Genomic DNA, 18,322 nt, shown 5'->3' on the forward strand with positions numbered 1-18,322 from the left:
CGATTTATTAATAGTTTAATTATTGTTAATTGGTCAAGCTTAAAGCCAGGTCGCCGAGTATCGGTTCCCTGGCTTTGTAATTAACTAACTGATCTTTTTTTTTACTTCAATACGGTGACCCTCCTTCCTTCCACTTTAAAATGAACTGTTTTGGTTGCTTCCAGTGCTTTTAATACCTGGCTGATTTTCTTAAAGCGGGATATTTTACCGTTCAGCCCGTCATTAGAAACATTGGGGGCATATTGAATGTCGATGTTATACCAGCGGGAAAGCTTTCGCATCACGCTTTGGATACTTTCATCATTAAAGCGGAAATAGCCGTTTTTCCAGGCCAGGGCTTCTTCTATATCCGCTTCTTTTACATGAAGGGCATCCTTTTCTAATACAGCCTGCTGACCCGGAATTAAGAATTTGGTATCGCCTGTACGGGTTGATACCTTTACGCGACCTTCGGCTAACGTTGTTTTAACAGCAGGTTCGTCCGGATACGAATTAATATTGAAATGGGTGCCCAAAACCGTTACACTCTGCTGATCCGTTTTTACGATAAAGGGATGCAACTTGTCTTTAGCCACTTCAAAATAAGCCTCGCCGCTTAATTGAACGGTCCTTTCTTTTTGGTCTTTAAAAGTGGATGGATAAGTAAGAGCAGATGCTGAATTGAGCCATACTTTACTCCCGTCAGGTAATATTAGCTGCCATTGTCCTCCCTTCGGCGTAGATATATTGTTGGTTTGAGGTTCAGTGGTTCCGATTGCTTCGGCGGTCGTTTGGTAAGTGATCTGTCCGCTGCCCGTTTTGATGATCTGTATGCCTGATTGATTGGCAAGTTTGCCATTAACCGCATTGGTTAAATTGATCTTCTTCCCGTTGGAAAGCGTAAGTGTAGCCGTATTGGTACCCGGAGCGATATCAGGTTTATAGGCCGTGTTTTTAGGAGGCTGGTACTGAAAGGAAAGCCGGAGTGTAACCGTCAGGATAATTCCGATAAGGATCGCTGCCGCTGCCAGCCTTACACCGATCTTCCTGAATATAGTATGGTTGCCCGGAAGTTCCCTAAGAATATTATTCCCTATCGCTTTGATCCGCTTAGGCGTAATATCCAGATCATGCTCATTGAATTGCAGGTACCAGGCCTCTAACAAAGCCTTTTCTTCTTCGGTGCATTTGCCTTCGTGGTACTTTTTAAAGAGGTTTTTTAATTCTTCCTTTTCCATGATCAAGATTGGATTTACTCAATTTCAATACATGACGGTTGGGAGCCGGTCAACAATAAGAAAGGAATGAAAAATTAGTGCGGGGAAGAATCTATCAAGTGTGGCTTAACATCATTTTAAGGTGAGAAGTCGAATTCACCTTAAAAATGATAGCTTTTTGAGGTGAACGGTTAAAGCCAATAATTCTAAGTATATATTATCAGACCAATTACAGGCCATAATTGGCGGTAATTGAAGTAGAGGTCACCACTTGATATTTATCAATGCAAAAAGGAAAGTGATCATGCCAAGTTTTGTCCTCAAGATGCGCAGCGCATTGCTGATCTGAGTCGTGACGTTATTCTCTGATGTGTTTAACCTGTCTGCAATTTCTTTATGAGTTAAGTACTCATTGCGGCTTAGCTCAAATATCTGTCTCATTTTAGACGGTAGCGAGTGGATCTCTTTTTCGATATAGGCTTTCAATTCGTTTTCTCTAACACGGTGGTCAGTTGTCGAACCGGCGTTTTTACTTAGATAGTCTTTGAGGGAATCGATATATTTTGTCTTTACCTGCTCATGGGCAAACAGGTCAAATATTTTGTTTCTTACCGCTGTAAATAGATACCCTGCAAGGTTAGATTGTGGTAAATTGAAATCCCTTTTAAACCAAAGCGTGGCGAATACATCCTGAACGATATCCTTTGCCTGTTCTTCGTCACGGACTTTTTTATAGGCGTGAACGTAGGTAAGATAGAAGTAACGGTGGTAAATTTCATTGTAGGCGGAATGGTCAGACTCTTTTAAGAGTTGGATGAGTTCAGGATCGGAAAGGGTTGAATATGCTCCCATGCTGCCATTTCAAAAGTTCTGGAATGGATACTATTTCTTTGTAATAGAGAAATAATCTATAAATATAGAGATAAACCAATCAAATGCAAAAATTCTCTCTATTCATAAATAATCCGAATATTTTTAAGAAAAAAGACAGATTTGGCCAAAGAGACATTGACACGTTTAGGATTGTATTTAGCAAAGAAAGCTATAAACAAAGCAATACTCTCGAAGATGACTGGTATCAGCACATTTCGCCTAAGTCAATTATCGATTAATTCAAAATCTCACTTAAGGGCAAAAGAATTATTTTTAATTGCTCTTGCAATTGAGGTTAACCCCTCTGAATTATTAGAATTTGTTTGCGATGGTGTTAAACTGCCATCACAATCGCAAAGTTAGATATCCTTTTAAATCTAATGTTGGCGTTGCCTGCGGCCCAGGCTTTTCGTTGCAAGTCCTCGCTATCGCTGTGGGCTTTTTACTGCAATCCTTAACGCACCGTTACTGGAAAGGCTTATAAGAAATGTCTTTGGATATATGTAACATTTTGTTTCTTCAGGGAATTTATAGATAAATTTATACCATGACTGAAGAACTGCCTAAACGTTTACCGCCTGCTGCAGAAACTATCAAATTTATATTGATTAGAAGTGGCAATCAATGTGCGTTCACCGGTTGTATGAGATCTATTTTTAACGATGCTAATCAACTTATTGGAGAATGTTGTCACATCGAATCCGCATTGCCAGGTGGTCAGCGTTTTAATGCAGATCAGACCAATGAACAACGTCGTTCGGCTGATAACTTAATGTTCATGTGCCATGATCATCACGTCGAGACTGATGATGTGATGAAATTCCCTATGCAGGTTTTAAAAAAAATCAAATATGATCACGAGGCCAGGTTTAACGAGTTACCAATAACGATCCAGCCAAATTACGTAAGTGATGTCTTGGCGTTGTTTAGTGAAATAGGACAGGACTTAAAAAACACATTGGAATTGACTAATCAAGTCAAATCTGACACGGAGAAAATTCTTAGTCATTTGACAAAAAGAGAAGCACCTGTGGACGATGCACTATTGCAATTTCCAATTCCCATCAACCTTAATTTTGTAGGACGAAATGCCGAACTCACACAATTTAAAACGGCTTTAATCAATCACAACACGTTAAGTGTATGTGGTCTATCTGGGATTGGTAAAACATCATTTCTGGCTGAAGTACTCAAGAAAAGAGAAGGTTGTATTTGGCTGGACTGTGCTAATGATGATCTGACAACTGTTTTAGTTTATCTTGCTGACAGCGTGCAACAGCAATTTGGTGATAAGACAATAAATCAAATTTTAAAATCATCTACTCCATTTCAGGCTACCATGCAAGCTGTTGCACAATGTATCAATCTGCATGGCGCTGTAATTGTTTTAGATAACGTTAACGATCGATTAGAGGCATTCGTTCCTTTAATAACAGTATTTAATCGCCATTTTAAAATGGCTAAGATAATCCTCACACTTAATAGCAGGCTTGATATGGCTATATTAGCTAATAACTGCCATCAGCAAATTTTATCGGGTCTAAATGAACGGGAAAGCCTCCATTTACTTAACATCGATCAGATGTTGGAAGGCCAACCCGAGGTTGTTAAAGCCATTATCGATTGTACACAAGGGCATCCGTATATCATAAAATTAATTTCAGTGCTATGTAGAGATACTGATGTGCATTTGTTATTTACTGAACTTAAAGATTTACCTGGTGAAGAGGTAAACGATTATGTCAAGAAAAAAATAGTGGATGGGCTTAGCGATGAACAACAAGAATTGTTATTTCAACTTGCAATATTAGATATTCCAGTTCGTCTTACCGGAGTTAGTTATCTTACGTCAAAAATAGGGCTAAAGGTTTTCTATTCCTTATTAGATAAGTACCTAATCACTGCAAAAAAAGGTCCTGAATACCTTTATTTTGTTCATGATCTTGTAAAAAATTATATCAAAAATACGCCAGAGGATTTCAATCATAAATTTGTTATTCAGGGTGTTGATTATTTGGCATCATTGGCAATAAAATCGCCCAGCGAATCTATCCAGCTCATAAATTTCTGTATTAAGTTAAACTTATTGGAAAAAGCGCGCGAAGAAGCCAGAATTCTCCTATCAACAATGTTAGCAAATGGATATTTTCAACTTGCATTAGATGTAGCAGCACAATTGGAGGAAGACCCTAAAACTAATGATTGGGATTATATTTACTATGTACAGGGCCGGGTTTTTAGATTTATTGGTGACCACGAAAAGGCTCTAATAAAATATAATAAAGGGATAAATTTAGCTAAGGGAGAATTTCGTGATATTATAGAATTTGAAATAGCATCGACGCTAACTAATTACAGTAAAGAAGGGGGTGGAAAATCGATGATAGATGCGGCTACATTAATCTATCAGCGACTAATTGCCTCAAAGAATCAAACACTTAGTATTCAAAGTCAAATTTCATTGGGGACGATACGGGCAGAAAACCAAGAATATGAAGCCGCTATAGATCTGCTCTTACCTACCCTTAAGATAGCCGAGGCTCTTGAGAATCCCCAAAATACAATACCTGCAGCTTTACAAATTATAGGCAATTGTTATTCAAAAATGGAGAAATATGATGACGCGATTATTTACTATAAAGACGCGCTATTGCATTATGGTCAACTGACTTTAACATTTGGGATGAATATCTTCGATGGTCTTTACTACAATTACCAAAATTTGGCGTGGACTTATTCAAAAGCTAAATATTATTCATTGGCAGCCGAAACTTTTGAACTTGCGGCTGAACTTGCTGAAAGTCATAGTTTTTTACAAAAACAAGAACAGTCATTATTTGATCAAGGCTATAATTTACTGGTAGATCGACAATTTGAAAGCGCATTAACAATATTGTTGTCCCATTACGATTTGATAGTAAAAAATAATTTAATGTCAGAAATTGATATGAAATTGACACATGGGGCATTAGTGATGGCTCTCTGGTATGGAGGCAAGCCTACCGGTGCTATTGAAGTTATGGGGCTTTTAATTCAAGAGTGTAACGAAGAGGGGTTTGCACCTAAAATTATGATTATGGAAGAAAAAGATTTGCGTCCTGAAGTTAATATTATGGAATTTTTTCAACAAAATGTATATTTTTTAATTTTGGGCAACAATAAGACGTTTAAAGATCTGCAGGTTTTAATAGAAGATGTCATTATTAGGATGCCACATTTAGCGACGTCACTAAATACCTTTAGGCCATTACGGTCCCCAGAATAAAAATAGAACCATCTCTGGGATGCCAACTTATACATTAGGACGACATTTAATTTCCCTTAGTGATGAATAGTAGCCAAAACAGCAATCTCCGATTGGGAACTCATATAAACACTCTAAGATTTACGGTTTGCTTTTATGATATCAGAAACCTTGTTCAGTACTTCGGCGGCTTCTTGTATTCGTTTTTGCTTATATTCATATGAAGGATAAGTTTGATATTCCTCAAATTTTAATTTGGTATATTTCAATGATTCCTTTATAAAACTAAGATCTTCCAGGGTCAGCAATTCTATATTTTTCATATTGTATACTAGTTTAAAATTTCAATTCCTTCAGCAAAATCGTGCTGTTCTGCAAAACGCGACAAGTGCAAGTAGTAACGATCTAGCAAATGCTTGGATTTCGGTAATCGCAGACGGCCGGTACGTTCCACACCAAAGTCAAACTTTCGGTTGTCATAATTCATCACTACACCAGCGGGATTGATAAAACTTAACACTCGGTTGATCTTTGCTTTTAAAGACGCCCGCCGTCCTTCATCGGTCACCGCATCCAAGGCGGCATAACTCAAGTCAAGCTCGTCTGCGATCTTTGTGTACTCCTGCGCAATGAGTTCATAACGGGATTGCCAGGCCGCATTGTGATAGGAAGCACTATAATTGGGATTAGCGAGATCTAACACCGAGTTTCCGGTCAAATCGAATACCGCGAGGTCTAATATATTCAGATCGACTAACAATATGTCTTTGAAATCAACTATTCCTACTTTATCGGTTCCTAATTCAAAATAATTTAACCGATAGCGATCTGCAAAAAAATGGTTCCCAAATTTCTTTTTATCGATCTGTTTCTGATAGGTGGTGATCTGCTCGTTCAACACTTTGTCTTTTGAAACAACAGTGATCTCGGCTAGTACCGCCATATTGGCCCCGCGCTTCCCGCGTTTTTCCCCTTCGCTCCTAACCATGAGGTCACATTCCTGCGCAATCAAGATATAGCGTTTGTTTTTGCGGGCACCCTCGGTGATCTTAAACATATCACCGTTATCTATAGGCCGCCGCAGTGGATTCAATAATTCGGGGGATTCGTACAATTCCTGGTGACGGATCTTAAATTTCTCTGTATGGTCCGCTTTCGCATCCTGGAGTTTTACCGTAATACTGGAGATTTTCCGTGCAGCAGCAATGATATCATTTGTCTTGGTAACATATTCTTGGTCCAGCATGAGCCTACGGACCTCATCTTTAAAGATCGTATCCGTCATGCGCAACAGCGTTTCCGGCTCCCAGACACCTTCTGTAAAAGAGCTTTTAAATACCGCCTGGTCGAACTCATAGGTATCGAACGCCTTGATCCTGTCAACAGTGCGTTTCTGCGCTTCGACTACAATGGCCAACGTGTTGTCCTTAATCTGCTCACAGTAAGTATTTAAACAGGCTTTTTTCAGGCCGTCTGTAAACTCATCTTGTTTTTCCAATCTCTTTTTGGTGAGGACAAAAAAATCTTTCTCGCTTAAGGCACCGTATTGTTCGCAGATACGTTGCCGTTCGGGCAACTCTGCGGCATGATCCGGAACGGTATGGGTAAACAGCGTCAAAATGACTTTGTCAGCTGAAGCATGTTGCTTCGTTTCAAGAATCAAATCCTCACCACGAACATTGTCGTCTCTAAACCGTCCATCGGCCATTTTTAAATCCTGGTCAAAAAGCACCAGAATACGCTGCCCTTCGGGTATACTTGTAAAAATTGCCTCTCGTTGATCATCCCACTCATTAGGTGTCAGGCACTCTAATACATTCTCTTTAAAAAAGTTTTTTAGATGATTAGATACATTTATATCTTTTATTGCTTCAGGCTGACCTGCGATCGTATATATTCTGGTAAAATATTTCAATTGCTTTTGGGCAGGTACATTCTCCCAAACCTGGCGTATATGAGCTGCAAGCACTTGCTCATCTGTTTGAAAATCAATGGCATTTTGTATGGGGATAGCGCGCAATTCATCAAGCTTCCCTTCTGCCAGGATGCTTTCCACCAGTCCAATAAAAGTTTGTTGATCGGTTTGCAAATTGACAGCATCATCAACAAAGTAAACCTTGTTAATATTTAAGCTGGATAAAACTGCATGGATGCTTTCCAATAAATCAGCGTCAATATCACCGTCTTCCCGTTCAACAGCTATTTCGCCGACTTTTGGAACAGCTTTAATCAATATCGCTGTTTCGGGTTTGAATTCAACTCCTACTGATGCAATGGCGTTGTCAGCACCTACATCTTTCACTTTTGCAGATTGGGACTGCGATGTGACTAATGTTTTGGGTTCAGCTTTTTTTTGTGGTTGTGGTATAGGTTTGGCCATTTATTCATTTTATTAGAAGCGGTTCCAAATCAATTTGAAAAATATAGCGCCTTTCCTCGGCGTTTTTTTTATGTAAAAGTGAAATGCTACCGCCTACGGAATCCAATAATTGCTCTACGATGTACAGGCCAAGTCCACGACCGATTCCTTTTGGTTTGGTGGTCACAAAAGGTTGAAATAAGCCACTTTCGACAACTGGTGATATACCATACCCGTTGTCATAGATTGACATAAAAGGTTCATTTATTTCAATCGTAATCTCAGGCTGGAAGCTTGGCTCGCTTTTATGGCGTTCTGTTAACCAGTATTCAGAATTGAGGATTAGATTATCAGTTATTTGAGTCAGTTTGCCTTTATTTATATCAATTTTGAAATCATTGGTGATAATTTGTATGATTTCAATTTTGCCTCCCGACCTTGTTTCATAGTATTCTTTAAGCTCTCCCGCAAACGAAGATAGTTTGATCTCCTGTTTGGTTTCCCGGTTGAACCTTAACGACGGCGCAAGATGATTAAGTTGCCGGCGGATAGCCTGAATAAAGCTTTTGACGTGTTCAGCATAAACGAAAAATGTGGGATTGTTACCATGTTCACTTTTTACACGCTTGATAACTTGGTCGGTTTGGGCACCAATACGATCTATCACATTATATAATTCATGAGTAAATGCCTCTGCCGTAATACCTAGGCCAGCCAATTCTGAAAATTGGATGATTTGATTTTCCAATTCATTTAACCTTGGTTCTAGATAATTGGCATCATTCTCCAACTGTTTAGCGTTATTTAAGATATTGGAAATCTTGCCAAAAATTTGATTAGCATTGTTCAGCAGGCGCTCAACGCTCTCTAATGTTTTTAAGGCCTGATTATCATCGTCTGTTGAAAATAGAGGCTGGCTTTTAATGCGTTCGACTGCCTGGGCGACCTCCACAGAAGCAGCTTTTATTTCGGTAAATACCTGTTGTGCTTGTTGTTCTACGGCGTTTGACTGTTTAGCTGTTTCAACAAGGCGCTTCTTCGTGTCGGCAAAAGTGATTATTTTTCCTTTGGCAGCTGCTTGAATTTTTTGAAAATCGTCATAACTGCGACGGGTTCGTTCCAACACACTGTTAATTTCAGCTACGGCAAGATCAATAATTTTGAAGAAATTTCGTGAATAGGCGCTATCGATAAAACCTTCTCTGTCTGTTTTTTCCGTCAAGTTTCTGTTTTCCTTGGCAGTGATGGAAACAAAACCAATCACGTTTTCTGGCCTTAGCAAATAAAATGAACCACCGGAAGTTTGACTTTTGGATAGCTTTAGCCAGTCATTATCCTCCATCCCATAGGGCTTAATCCCGAATCCATCGCGGAAAACACGTACACCAACTTGGTTTTTTACTAAGTTTTTATAGTCGGAGAGTTTATTAAATGCAGAATCAATCTCTTCTGTACCTCCTAAATTGAACTCGTCAATCTCTCCCAAAAATGCGCCGGGGTTAGCTTGTACAGGGTATTCCAATAACGCTGAATTCAAGTTTTCCAGTGTCACGTCTTCGGGCACTTTGAAGATACGCTCGAAATTGAAAAATTCACCTTTTATACCTGTATAAGTAATTTCCGTAACGGCATTTTTCTTATTAGACTTTTTGTTAGTCAAGAAATCGAAGAAATTCTTGCCATGATCCTTCTGAATCAGTTGGTGAAAAAGTTCTTTTTTTGCATTGTTGTTGCTACCCTGCAATTTGGCAAGTTTAAGGCGACCCTGTAATTTCAGTTGTGTGCCATCAAAATTGAATTGATAGCGACTTATCGCAAACTTGCGTAGTTTTTCGTTTATCTCGTCCAGGTCGTTATCCTGCCCGTCAATGTTAAGATAAATATTAAAAGGCCGGTTTTCTTTAAATGGGAAAATTAGCTTGGAAAGTTGGCCACGAAATTTGTTACCGTCTTCTCCTGACCATTTATGGGGGTCTTTTAAATCGGTGATAACAAGTCGAGTTCCCTTTTTGGCTGGCGTTTTTGGCAGATTTTCATAGTTGGTATTTACAGCCTCTAAAGAACTTGTTTCTGTAAAGTCGCGCCAATCAAAAGCAACATGATGCTGCTTGGTTTCATTAACTTTACCAGTAAACATCTCTAATATATTTCCTAATCGCTGCGTACTTAATCGCCCTAATCCCTTGTCACCCAAAGGGGTACGAAGTTTAGTTGTTATTTCGCCATTCCGTTTCATTTCTCTTTTGTGTGAAACAGAAATGAACAACCATTTATCTAGGATATCTATGTCATCCATGCCAGTGCCATTGTCCTCAATAACAATATAACCATGTTGACTTTGAAAATGTAAATCTTTGTCAATAAGAGAGTCGGTTGTATTTATGGTGATTTTAACCCAGTCGGCGTCTGCATCGTAGGAATTTTTAACAAGCTCCATAATGGCTGTTAGTTCGTCAGAGACCAGCTCTTCGCCTAATTGCTTAACGACCGCTGCGCTGATACGGAAGACAGGTGAATGCTGTTTACCCAATTTTTCTAAATATTAAAATGTCTTCAAAGGTCATCAGGTTCGCCTGGCTATTCCGACTGGCCATGCGGCGGTTCAAAATCTCCCGGTTAATGGTTTTTATGAGTATAGCACCCTGGCTGAGGATAAAATCCGTCATGATGACGTTATTCGGGACATTGACACCTGCTACAGTACGATTACCTACTGTCCATACTTGATAGCCATTAACTTTCATTGCAATGTGAATATTTTGGATGGTTTGGTAAATGTCGTAAAAGAAAGCAGCGACTTTCCGTGCCCTTTTAGGGTCAATCTGGTGTATTTGCTGATGAATTAATTCCAGGCGTGGCGAGGCATCAAACAATAACTGTAATTCTTCAGGCGTAAATCGCCTAATAACCCCACCTAAACCAAAGCTATCTATTTGCGATGTTGTGGCTAAAAAGGTGTCATTAGCACGGTCGTCGATATCCTGTAAATCAATCCATTGCAGTGGCAAGTAAGAGAATTGACCGTAAGTTACTGTGGTTTTATTATCCCCATATGGTGGTGAAGTTACATGCAGGTCAAAAAAACCTTCTTTGTCATTAGCAGTAACTATGTGTTCTTTGCTGTTCAACAGATTCAAATTGACCTGCCCGATATAGGCTCCTTTGAGTAATCTGTCCGCGTCTTCTAACTGCAAAGCATGTTCCCGCAAGTCTTCCAGACTGTTAGCAAAGTGTTTCTTGAAAACATCGATGGCTGACACCGTACGAGTGGCGGTCTCAGTTAAAGGTCGAGCATGTAATTTAAAGGTTGAGGTACGGTCATTCGAGGTTAGTCGAATCGTTTCCGCCAGGATCACCCAATAAAAGCGACGAATCGTTTGGTTACTTTCAGCACGGATTGCGCGCACGATCCTGGATAGTTCGGCAGCTACTGGCGGGTTGAACCATTTATAAAGCCCATTAAAGTTGGCTTCAATAATGGTGTCATTATCTTGCTCAATATGAGTAAACAGTGCCTGACGCCGCTCTTCAATAGCCTTAAAATAAAATGGTCCTGTCCGGGTTTTGGAAACCAAAACAGCCAAAGGGTTAATATCCTGGCCATAACAATCCAATCCCATTTGCATACCGGCCACTAGAGATGTCCCTGAACCCATAAAGCTGTCCAAAAGATTAGTTACATCGCCTTTGGCGTTGACAATAATTTCGATAATGCGTTTCTGCACAATCGGTACCATCATCGCTGGGTACTGAAAAAAACTATGCACATATTGACTGCGGTCATGATCTGGTGAACTCCAGATTTGGTGATTTCCGCGAGTTAACAAATCGACCTCTTGGCAAATAATCAAGTCAGCTTCTTCGGGCGTCGGAATACGGCGCACCTCCGTTGTTATGCTGGCTGGAGCTTGGCTGGTGGATTTGATGCTATTCATTCTAAAAGGTAAAGTTAGGCTTTTCTATCAAAGATATGAGTTTAAGATTACTTTAAAAAATAATGCTTTATTTGAAAAAAAGAGATAATTAGTACAAATTATACATAGTTCGTTTAAATTGTAAGCCGCTTAAACGTTGCGACAAATCCAGTCGAAAATTTAATTACTATCTTTGAGCTTGAACTTACCTGATCAATCCGGATTACCTATTCAACTGTTGGCCGCCTGTTTCAATAAAACATCTGCCACTTATAAATTCTATTGGTTTCTGTCGATTTTAGGCCGGGTAGAAGAAGGAGAAACACAAATAAGCAAAAATGATCTATTTGCTGAAATGATCAGCCATTCCTGGTTCACAGTCAATTATTTTCATGTATCTTTTGGTAAGCAAGACAAGCTACAACAGGCGGTCGAAAACATCAAACATGTAGAGCAACTAACGGTCGACGCTAACCGCAGTACAATTTTCGAGCGTTTGTCGCATACCAACAATAAAAGCACACTGCGGGAACTTCGTTATTTCAATACCGAGGTACCCCACCGGTTTTTAAGCCCCTGGTTTCGAGCGGAAGATATAAACTTAGCTTACGAATATTCACGGGCATATTTTAACAATTGCCCTTATGCATTGTTTAAAGACCATGTGACGATCAACCCGGTTTGGGTGGATTACTTAAAAAAGAATGCCCGAATCTTGAAGGATTTTTGTTACTGGAACTTGACTTTATATCTGCAAGCGAAAAACCCCAATGTTCCCGATATTCCCAACAAGTTGACAAAATCCCCAGGTAGGAAAAGTCTCAGAGAACAGCGTATGTTTTGGGATGTTGTTATTGGCGAACTTGGATCTGTAGATTGCATTTATACCAACAGCAGATTAGCAATTGGCAATTATGCTGTTGAACACTTTATTCCCTATGCTTTTGTTTCGCATGATTTAATATGGAATCTAATCCCCGCTGATAGTTCATTTAATAGCTCTAAGAACGACAAACTGCCAGTTCTGGAAAAATATTTTGAGCCTTTTTATCAACTCCAAAAGAGCGCAATTGATATAATGCAGCATGTAGCACCAAAGAACAAACTATTACAAGATTACCTAACTGTTTTCCCCTCCTTGGGAAGCGAACATATTAATTACAATAAATTTCTGGAACAGGTTCAGCCTTTAGTCACGATTGCCAGTAATAATGGCTTCGAATTTTTAAAATATGGACGCTGAAAAAGGAGATGCCCTGGCTTTTTGGAAAGTATATCAAACTCTGATGAATTCAAGGGAAGTTAAAAAGTTAGCTGATTTCCCTCTAGTATGCCGTTTTTGCGGAAGAAAAGAGCCGGAGGTTACTTTCAAATTAATTCCTCATGCGGTACCAGAATTACTGGGGGCAAACAAGATCATTGTTGGTGACGAATGTGATCAGTGTAATCAATTGTTTTCCGCACGTGAATCTCATTTGGCCCGCTTTCTCGGGCCCTATTTGACTATGGGTGGGGTTAAAGGCAAAAAGAAGGTTCCACAATTCGAATCACGGACAGAACCAGACAACCGTGCGACCAAGACAATAATCAAAAGTGCCGATCCCGGTAAACGCGAGGTATTGCTCGACAGCCTGGAGGATTATCAAATTGATCATGAAAGAAAAATCATGTCGTTAAACTTCAGGGTAGCCAGTGTGCGGCCAAGCCAGGTTTATCGCGCTTTGGTTAAGATAGGATTATCATTATTACCCGAAAGTGAATTACCTCGATACCACAACGTATTTGCCTGGCTGCAAGCGCCCGAAAAATTAGTAGCCTGCTTCCCGGCGTTGTTTCTGACTTTACTCACCAAAAAAAAATTTGGTGCACCTTACGTTGAGTTGTTCCAATCCCAAAAAACTGAAGCGGCGGGCTCTTATTGTCCTGAACTAACCATGACATTGGGTAGTGGGCATACATTCTTGCAGATATTCTTGCCTGAAGCAAGTGATTATGACCTGACGGCGATGTCATCTCAAAATTTAAGTATCGAAATCTTTCCCGGTATCATGTTCGACAACAATGACCATCGGACCAAACTCCAGTTTGGTTATTACGATCTTAGCAGTAATGATGCAGTAACTTTTGACGAAAGGCTGAATTTTAAATTTGAATCGGGTGATTTTAATATTGATCCACAATCAACCTGATTTTAAATTAACATGCTTAGTTTCGCGATATCAATTCGTTCCAATGTTTTACTCGGGCTTTTTGATTAAGCCCACATCGATGCTGATATCCCTGACAAATTTTGCTAACGGCCGTTTATGCATATCAACTTCATTGGTGTAATTTCCCGTTAGTAAACGGTCAATGATTTCTGTGGTAAAAATCCCGGGAAACTTACTTGCCAGGGTGTTTTTATAGGCGGCCGTATAAACTTCCGCTTTCAGTATGAGTTCTTCAGCTACATCTTTCTGCTGGTTATAAATGCCTTCCAACTCAAACAGTTTGCTGTAGTTGACGAAGCCTTTGCTTTCATCGCTGGCAGGTGAGTCGAGGCAAATATGGATGTCTTCAAGCTTTCTTGTAAGCAGGTATTCTGCCTGGGAGCCTTTTCGCAGGGAAAAATTAAACGAGGAGCGGGTCGGAAGTTCCTCATAAAGATTGAAATCTACTTTATGGGTTCCTTTGACATTGTTGCAATTGCCGCAGACTGGGTAAAGGTTGTGTAGCGATATGCTAAAGCAGGGATAAACTTTTTTGGGCAGGTAATGATCGACCTGGAACTTAGCTTGTATCTCGTCTTTGTCACTCAGTTTTTTTTTGCGGCGTTTAATAGCGAGCGTGGCCTGGGCGTTGCAATAGACGCAACTTTTGATACCGATTTTTTCAAAGTAAACCGGGTAAAAAACCTTTCGCCAATGTTTATAACGAAGAGCGTCAAGCACGTCATCCCGAAGTTGCTGGTGCTGCATACTTTCCATGAGATCCGGGGCAATAATCCCATCAAACAGCTCTTGATAAATTAAAAGGTCACCTGGCTCCGCCCTGATGATCTCTCCGGCGTAGTTTAAAAGTGTTTCGGCATAAATAAGCTCTTGAGGGTCAGTCAGCGGCCGGTCAATCAATAAACGCAACCGGTTAATCATTTCCCTTTCTTGCAGGTCGATTTCGTCTGGAAATTCAGCAATAACATGTCGCACGGTAGTTAGTGAAATAGCTCTCATGGGTTCTGTTTATTTTCAGCTTTTGTTTTTTTTAGTTTTTGCAATCTTTCTATCTCGTTGTCGATTTCACTTACAGTTGGAAGGTATTTATTAATATATAGTTCGTTCATGCTGCGTTTGATGAGTGGTTCACCTATCATGTCTAACAGGCCACGGATTTTTTCTTTGTCCCATTTGATCTCGACGGCAGGCTTTTCCGTTCCCTTTTTTGGGTCTGGCAATAAAAACTCCAACCCTGATTTAATGGTTTCCTTCGCGTACTCGCCCATGTATCCTTCCTTGTCCAGAAAAAAGCTATTAGCAAGCAAGTCATGGATATTTCCACCAAATGTTTCTCCCGAAGATCCGGATATTACGGTTTGGTGTTGATGGACGTCAAGATAAAGTATATTGCTGGCCGGTATATCCGATAACAGAAATGGAGAGTGCGTGATGAACAAAAGATTAATTGCTTTGATTTGTGTGAGGTTTGCAGCGCTGATGTTATCTAACATATCCTTTATGAAACGCCGCTGCAGGTCCGGATGGTAATAAAGTTCTACCTCGTCAAAAATTATATTAATATATTCATATTTGATTATCGGCCGTTTGACAAGTCTGGGTGTTACTCTTTTTTTGACAGAGGCCAGGTTTCTTAAATGGTACACTAAGGAACTCAGCGCGTATATTTTCTGTTTTTCACCTGAACTCAGCTTCTTAAATCTGTCCTCCGGGTTGTCAAATTCAATATCAGGGTGCAAAAATGAAGGCGGGATTAGTTCAATGATCCTTGTCGCAGTGTATTTTCTTCTTACTTTCTTTATTGCACTAACCAATTCGTCAACTTCAATTGAAAACTCTTCATTGCCCGGTAACGCAGAAAACATCTCCGGAAGCGTATTGAATCGTAAAAAATTAACGGCTTGTTTAAATTTAAATGCGATATGGCTTAGGTCTTTTTTTAAAGTCTTTATAAAGTTTCGGCGGGTGTCATTATTCCCATCTTTATAAAAATCTTTAAAATCATGGTATGATATATACTTTCGGGAAATGCTTTCAAGCTTAAGTATCAAATACTTTTTAGCACAAATGTCAAGAGGCAGATTTAATTCCGCCCGGCCATCAATCCCTGGAAAATGTTCCTGAAACGCTGGTAAAAACTCATCCCAGTAGATTTTCCAATTTTCGATGAGCGATTTTCTAAGTTCTTCATCTGGTTCAAATTTTCGTTCTACTATTTTAAAAATCAGCTTACGCGGCACTTTTTCGTTATTGTTGAACCATAAACTTTTTGCGCTTCCCTCCAGGATATTAGCCAATAGCCGGGAACGGGCAAGTTCTGTTTCTGTATTAATATCGATAATTCCTTTCTTCCGGTAAGGGTTTAGGACAATTGGCGTCTGGTAGGCATCGTTCTTGTGAAATATGCCTTTGATCCAGAAGCCCAGATCTTCAGTATTAAGGCCATATTGAGAATAATTGATTACGATAGAATAGAAAAGGAGACGAAGCTGCTCTTTCGACTTGAATCGTTCATTATAAACATCCTTACATTTCATGTCCTGAAACCTCGCCAGCCAGATATTCTCTCCGTCAACCGTTAAGCGGTAGAACTTATCTCTTATCGTATAGTATATCGCCACGTGAATGTCCGATTCATACTGGTGCTCTCGTTTTGTATCTTCGTCAAGCTTTGTGATCAAATTCAGGCGGAAGGCAATATTATAAAGGGCCACGTAGAGCAGTTCTACCAGGCTGCTTTTGCCTGTGCCATTTTTCCCTACAATAGCACTGATCTCCACCCTTATCTCGCCTACGTTAAATATTTCCGGCGGAAAATCTTCATTTATTACTACTTCTTCGGAATAGTCCTCATGTGCTATGATTTTATAGTGATTGTAAAAACGGTAAAGTTCCCCGGGACGTAAGACCTTTAAATAATCTTTATTACAATTGGCAAGAGGTTTGATGGCCAGTAACTTAAATCCGGTAGGTTTCATGGAAGCGATAAAGTTTTGGCTAATATAGGAGGATTCGGTACTTTTCTCAAAAAACGTTTTAATGCCGATCATTATGGAATGTTTAGGTTACCATGTTAAACAGTTATTGAGGATTTATAAAAATCAGGTGACCTCTTAACGCATGATTAATGCTCCATATAGACTTCCACCGAACCGGGAGGGGTGTTCAGCGAGCTTGGTGACGGAGGAATAGCCCAGCTTGGTAAAGAGCAATCCTAATTCGTCAAACGGTATAGGATAGGGCACCCAACGGTTAGCACGGGCCGTGTCATATTCGACAATAAGAAACTTTTGATTCGATGAAAAGTGGCTTTCCAATTTCGTAAATAAGGTTTCTTTGTCGCGTACAAAATGAAGCGAATTCGCCATCAATATCCCGTCTAGTCCGGATAGTGGCAGGACTTCTTTTTCGAAATCAGCTTTAATAAAATTTACAGGTAAATTTTGCGAGTCCTTATCGACAGCGGTCAGCCTGCTGCCTATTGGAAGCAGGCTTCTTAAAGCAAGCGTGAAGGTACCGCTGCCACACCCGAGGTCTGCCCAATATTGCGGCCCTTTACCGGTAATGCCATGCTTGATTAAAGAAACAGCTTCTGAATGTCGCATGATGCAAGATAAAGAATTAAGGGGAATTGTGATCAGTTTGGAATTGGTTTCAGTTTAGGCATGTTCAACAATAGCAATTCTCAATCCCAGATATCAGGCAATTAAAACCACCTTAACAACTGGTATAAGACTGACTGGTAAGGTAACAATTAATGGTAAGTCTTCGGTCGGTTACTTTTTTGCATAAGGCCGCTTGACGATGTCATAGGCAATCCATCCAACGCGGTAGGCCAAATCCCTGTTGTATGCTTTTGGATCGAAATATTCAGTTCTGCAGGAATCGCCTTGAACAATTAACCGCAATGTTGTTTCGTCTAATTCGTAATGATGGCAAAAGCCGAGACGGTGCATATATTCATGACATAAATTTACTGCCAGCCTGGTAGCAGCAGGTAAGTGGCACATATCTTTTTCGATATTCTTATAATAGGCAGTAGTCAAAGCGCTGCACATATAAGTTTCCCCTAAGGCGCTGCTCTTTTCTTTCAGGACCAGATCTAAAATATCTGCATTCCTGCGGAACAACATCGCCATGATATCTTTACCGGTTATTTTGGTTTTTCCTGCCCCCATTCCTGTACCACAGTCTGTACAAAGGGTGGACATCGGAAATTCCAGGTTGGCTAATGAATCCTGAAACTCTTTCGAACTGAAAATTGTTGACATTAGCTGAAAGGCTTCAATGGTCTCCGATTTACGCAGCGCTTCATTTGGTTTGTCATAGCATTTGAATTTACCCATATCGATCGTGATCTTGCTTTGACTCCATACAGGATGACTGAAAATACACAGGAAAAATGCACTGATCAAAAAAAAAGATGATTTCATACTCATAGGTGTAAGTCATTGAATATTAATATACTATAAATATAAATAAAAAAACCCTACGATTAATCAAACTGAAGATTGTTTGCCCGTCAA

Annotated in this window: 14 protein-coding genes; 4 read left to right on the forward strand and 10 right to left on the reverse strand. The window is 39.8% G+C overall.

Annotated features, from left to right (window positions below; all coding sequences use genetic code 11):
• Positions 1–101: 101 nt before the first annotated feature.
• Both ACQY4U_RS03085 and ACQY4U_RS03090 read right to left on the reverse strand, forming a co-directional pair.
• Positions 102–1,217, reverse strand: a complete 1,116-nt coding sequence (locus ACQY4U_RS03085) for a FecR family protein (protein ID WP_428327908.1) — start codon at positions 1,215–1,217, stop codon at positions 102–104.
• Positions 1,218–1,460: 243 nt separating this feature from the next.
• Positions 1,461–2,048: an RNA polymerase sigma-70 factor gene (locus tag ACQY4U_RS03090; protein ID WP_428327909.1), complete on the reverse strand. Its 588-nt coding sequence runs from the start codon at positions 2,046–2,048 to the stop codon at positions 1,461–1,463.
• Positions 2,049–2,189: 141 nt separating this feature from the next.
• Here ACQY4U_RS03090 and ACQY4U_RS03095 point away from each other — a divergent pair, with 141 nt between their 5' ends.
• Positions 2,190–2,432: a helix-turn-helix domain-containing protein gene (locus ACQY4U_RS03095; protein ID WP_428327910.1), complete on the forward strand. Its 243-nt coding sequence runs from the start codon at positions 2,190–2,192 to the stop codon at positions 2,430–2,432.
• Between the two features lie 184 nt (positions 2,433–2,616).
• On the forward strand, positions 2,617–5,334 hold the full coding sequence (locus tag ACQY4U_RS03100) for a tetratricopeptide repeat protein (RefSeq protein WP_428327911.1): 2,718 nt from the start codon (positions 2,617–2,619) through the stop codon (positions 5,332–5,334).
• A 113-nt stretch (positions 5,335–5,447) separates the two neighbouring features.
• Here the strand turns inward: ACQY4U_RS03100 and ACQY4U_RS03105 are convergent, their stop codons facing one another.
• Genes ACQY4U_RS03105 through ACQY4U_RS03120 form a run of 4 tightly spaced genes read right to left on the reverse strand, consistent with a single transcriptional unit; the run spans position 5,448 to position 11,607 of the window.
• Positions 5,448–5,636, reverse strand: coding sequence for a hypothetical protein (locus tag ACQY4U_RS03105; RefSeq protein WP_428327912.1), 189 nt, complete (start codon positions 5,634–5,636; stop codon positions 5,448–5,450).
• Positions 5,637–5,644: 8 nt separating this feature from the next.
• On the reverse strand, positions 5,645–7,693 hold the full coding sequence (locus tag ACQY4U_RS03110; RefSeq protein WP_428327913.1) for a hypothetical protein: 2,049 nt from the start codon (positions 7,691–7,693) through the stop codon (positions 5,645–5,647).
• A 4-nt stretch (positions 7,694–7,697) separates the two neighbouring features.
• Positions 7,698–10,202, reverse strand: a complete 2,505-nt coding sequence (locus tag ACQY4U_RS03115; RefSeq protein WP_428327914.1) for an ATP-binding protein — start codon at positions 10,200–10,202, stop codon at positions 7,698–7,700.
• Entirely contained in the window at positions 10,195–11,607 is a 1,413-nt protein-coding gene (locus ACQY4U_RS03120) for a hypothetical protein (RefSeq protein ID WP_428327915.1), read from the reverse strand. The genes ACQY4U_RS03115 and ACQY4U_RS03120 overlap by 8 nt, the downstream gene beginning before the upstream one ends.
• Before the next feature lie 178 nt (positions 11,608–11,785).
• Between ACQY4U_RS03120 and ACQY4U_RS03125 the strand changes: the two genes are divergently transcribed.
• Complete coding sequence (locus ACQY4U_RS03125; protein ID WP_428327916.1) at positions 11,786–12,829, forward strand: HNH endonuclease domain-containing protein; 1,044 nt, start codon at positions 11,786–11,788, stop codon at positions 12,827–12,829.
• Positions 12,819–13,775: a hypothetical protein gene (locus tag ACQY4U_RS03130; RefSeq protein ID WP_428327917.1), complete on the forward strand. Its 957-nt coding sequence runs from the start codon at positions 12,819–12,821 to the stop codon at positions 13,773–13,775. Before ACQY4U_RS03125 ends, ACQY4U_RS03130 begins: the two co-directional genes overlap by 11 nt.
• 48 nt (positions 13,776–13,823) lie before the next feature.
• Here ACQY4U_RS03130 and ACQY4U_RS03135 read toward each other — a convergent pair whose 3' ends face one another.
• The 4 genes from ACQY4U_RS03135 to ACQY4U_RS03150 form a co-directional block, all read right to left on the reverse strand.
• Positions 13,824–14,795, reverse strand: coding sequence for a hypothetical protein (locus tag ACQY4U_RS03135; protein WP_428327918.1), 972 nt, complete (start codon positions 14,793–14,795; stop codon positions 13,824–13,826).
• On the reverse strand, positions 14,792–16,846 hold the full coding sequence (locus tag ACQY4U_RS03140) for an AAA family ATPase (protein ID WP_428327919.1): 2,055 nt from the start codon (positions 16,844–16,846) through the stop codon (positions 14,792–14,794). The genes ACQY4U_RS03135 and ACQY4U_RS03140 overlap by 4 nt, the downstream gene beginning before the upstream one ends.
• Positions 16,847–16,909: 63 nt before the next feature.
• Positions 16,910–17,401 carry a class I SAM-dependent methyltransferase gene (locus ACQY4U_RS03145; protein ID WP_428327920.1) on the reverse strand — a complete coding sequence of 164 codons (492 nt, stop codon included), beginning with the start codon at positions 17,399–17,401 and terminating at the stop codon, positions 16,910–16,912.
• A gap of 171 nt (positions 17,402–17,572) precedes the next feature.
• The gene (locus ACQY4U_RS03150) at positions 17,573–18,235 is read right to left on the reverse strand and encodes a hypothetical protein (protein WP_428327921.1); all 663 of its coding nucleotides are present in this window, start codon (positions 18,233–18,235) and stop codon (positions 17,573–17,575) included.
• Positions 18,236–18,322 lie beyond the last annotated feature (87 nt).

This window comes from Mucilaginibacter sp. (genome assembly GCF_965277465.1).
Lineage (GTDB): Bacteria > Bacteroidota > Bacteroidia > Sphingobacteriales > Sphingobacteriaceae > Mucilaginibacter.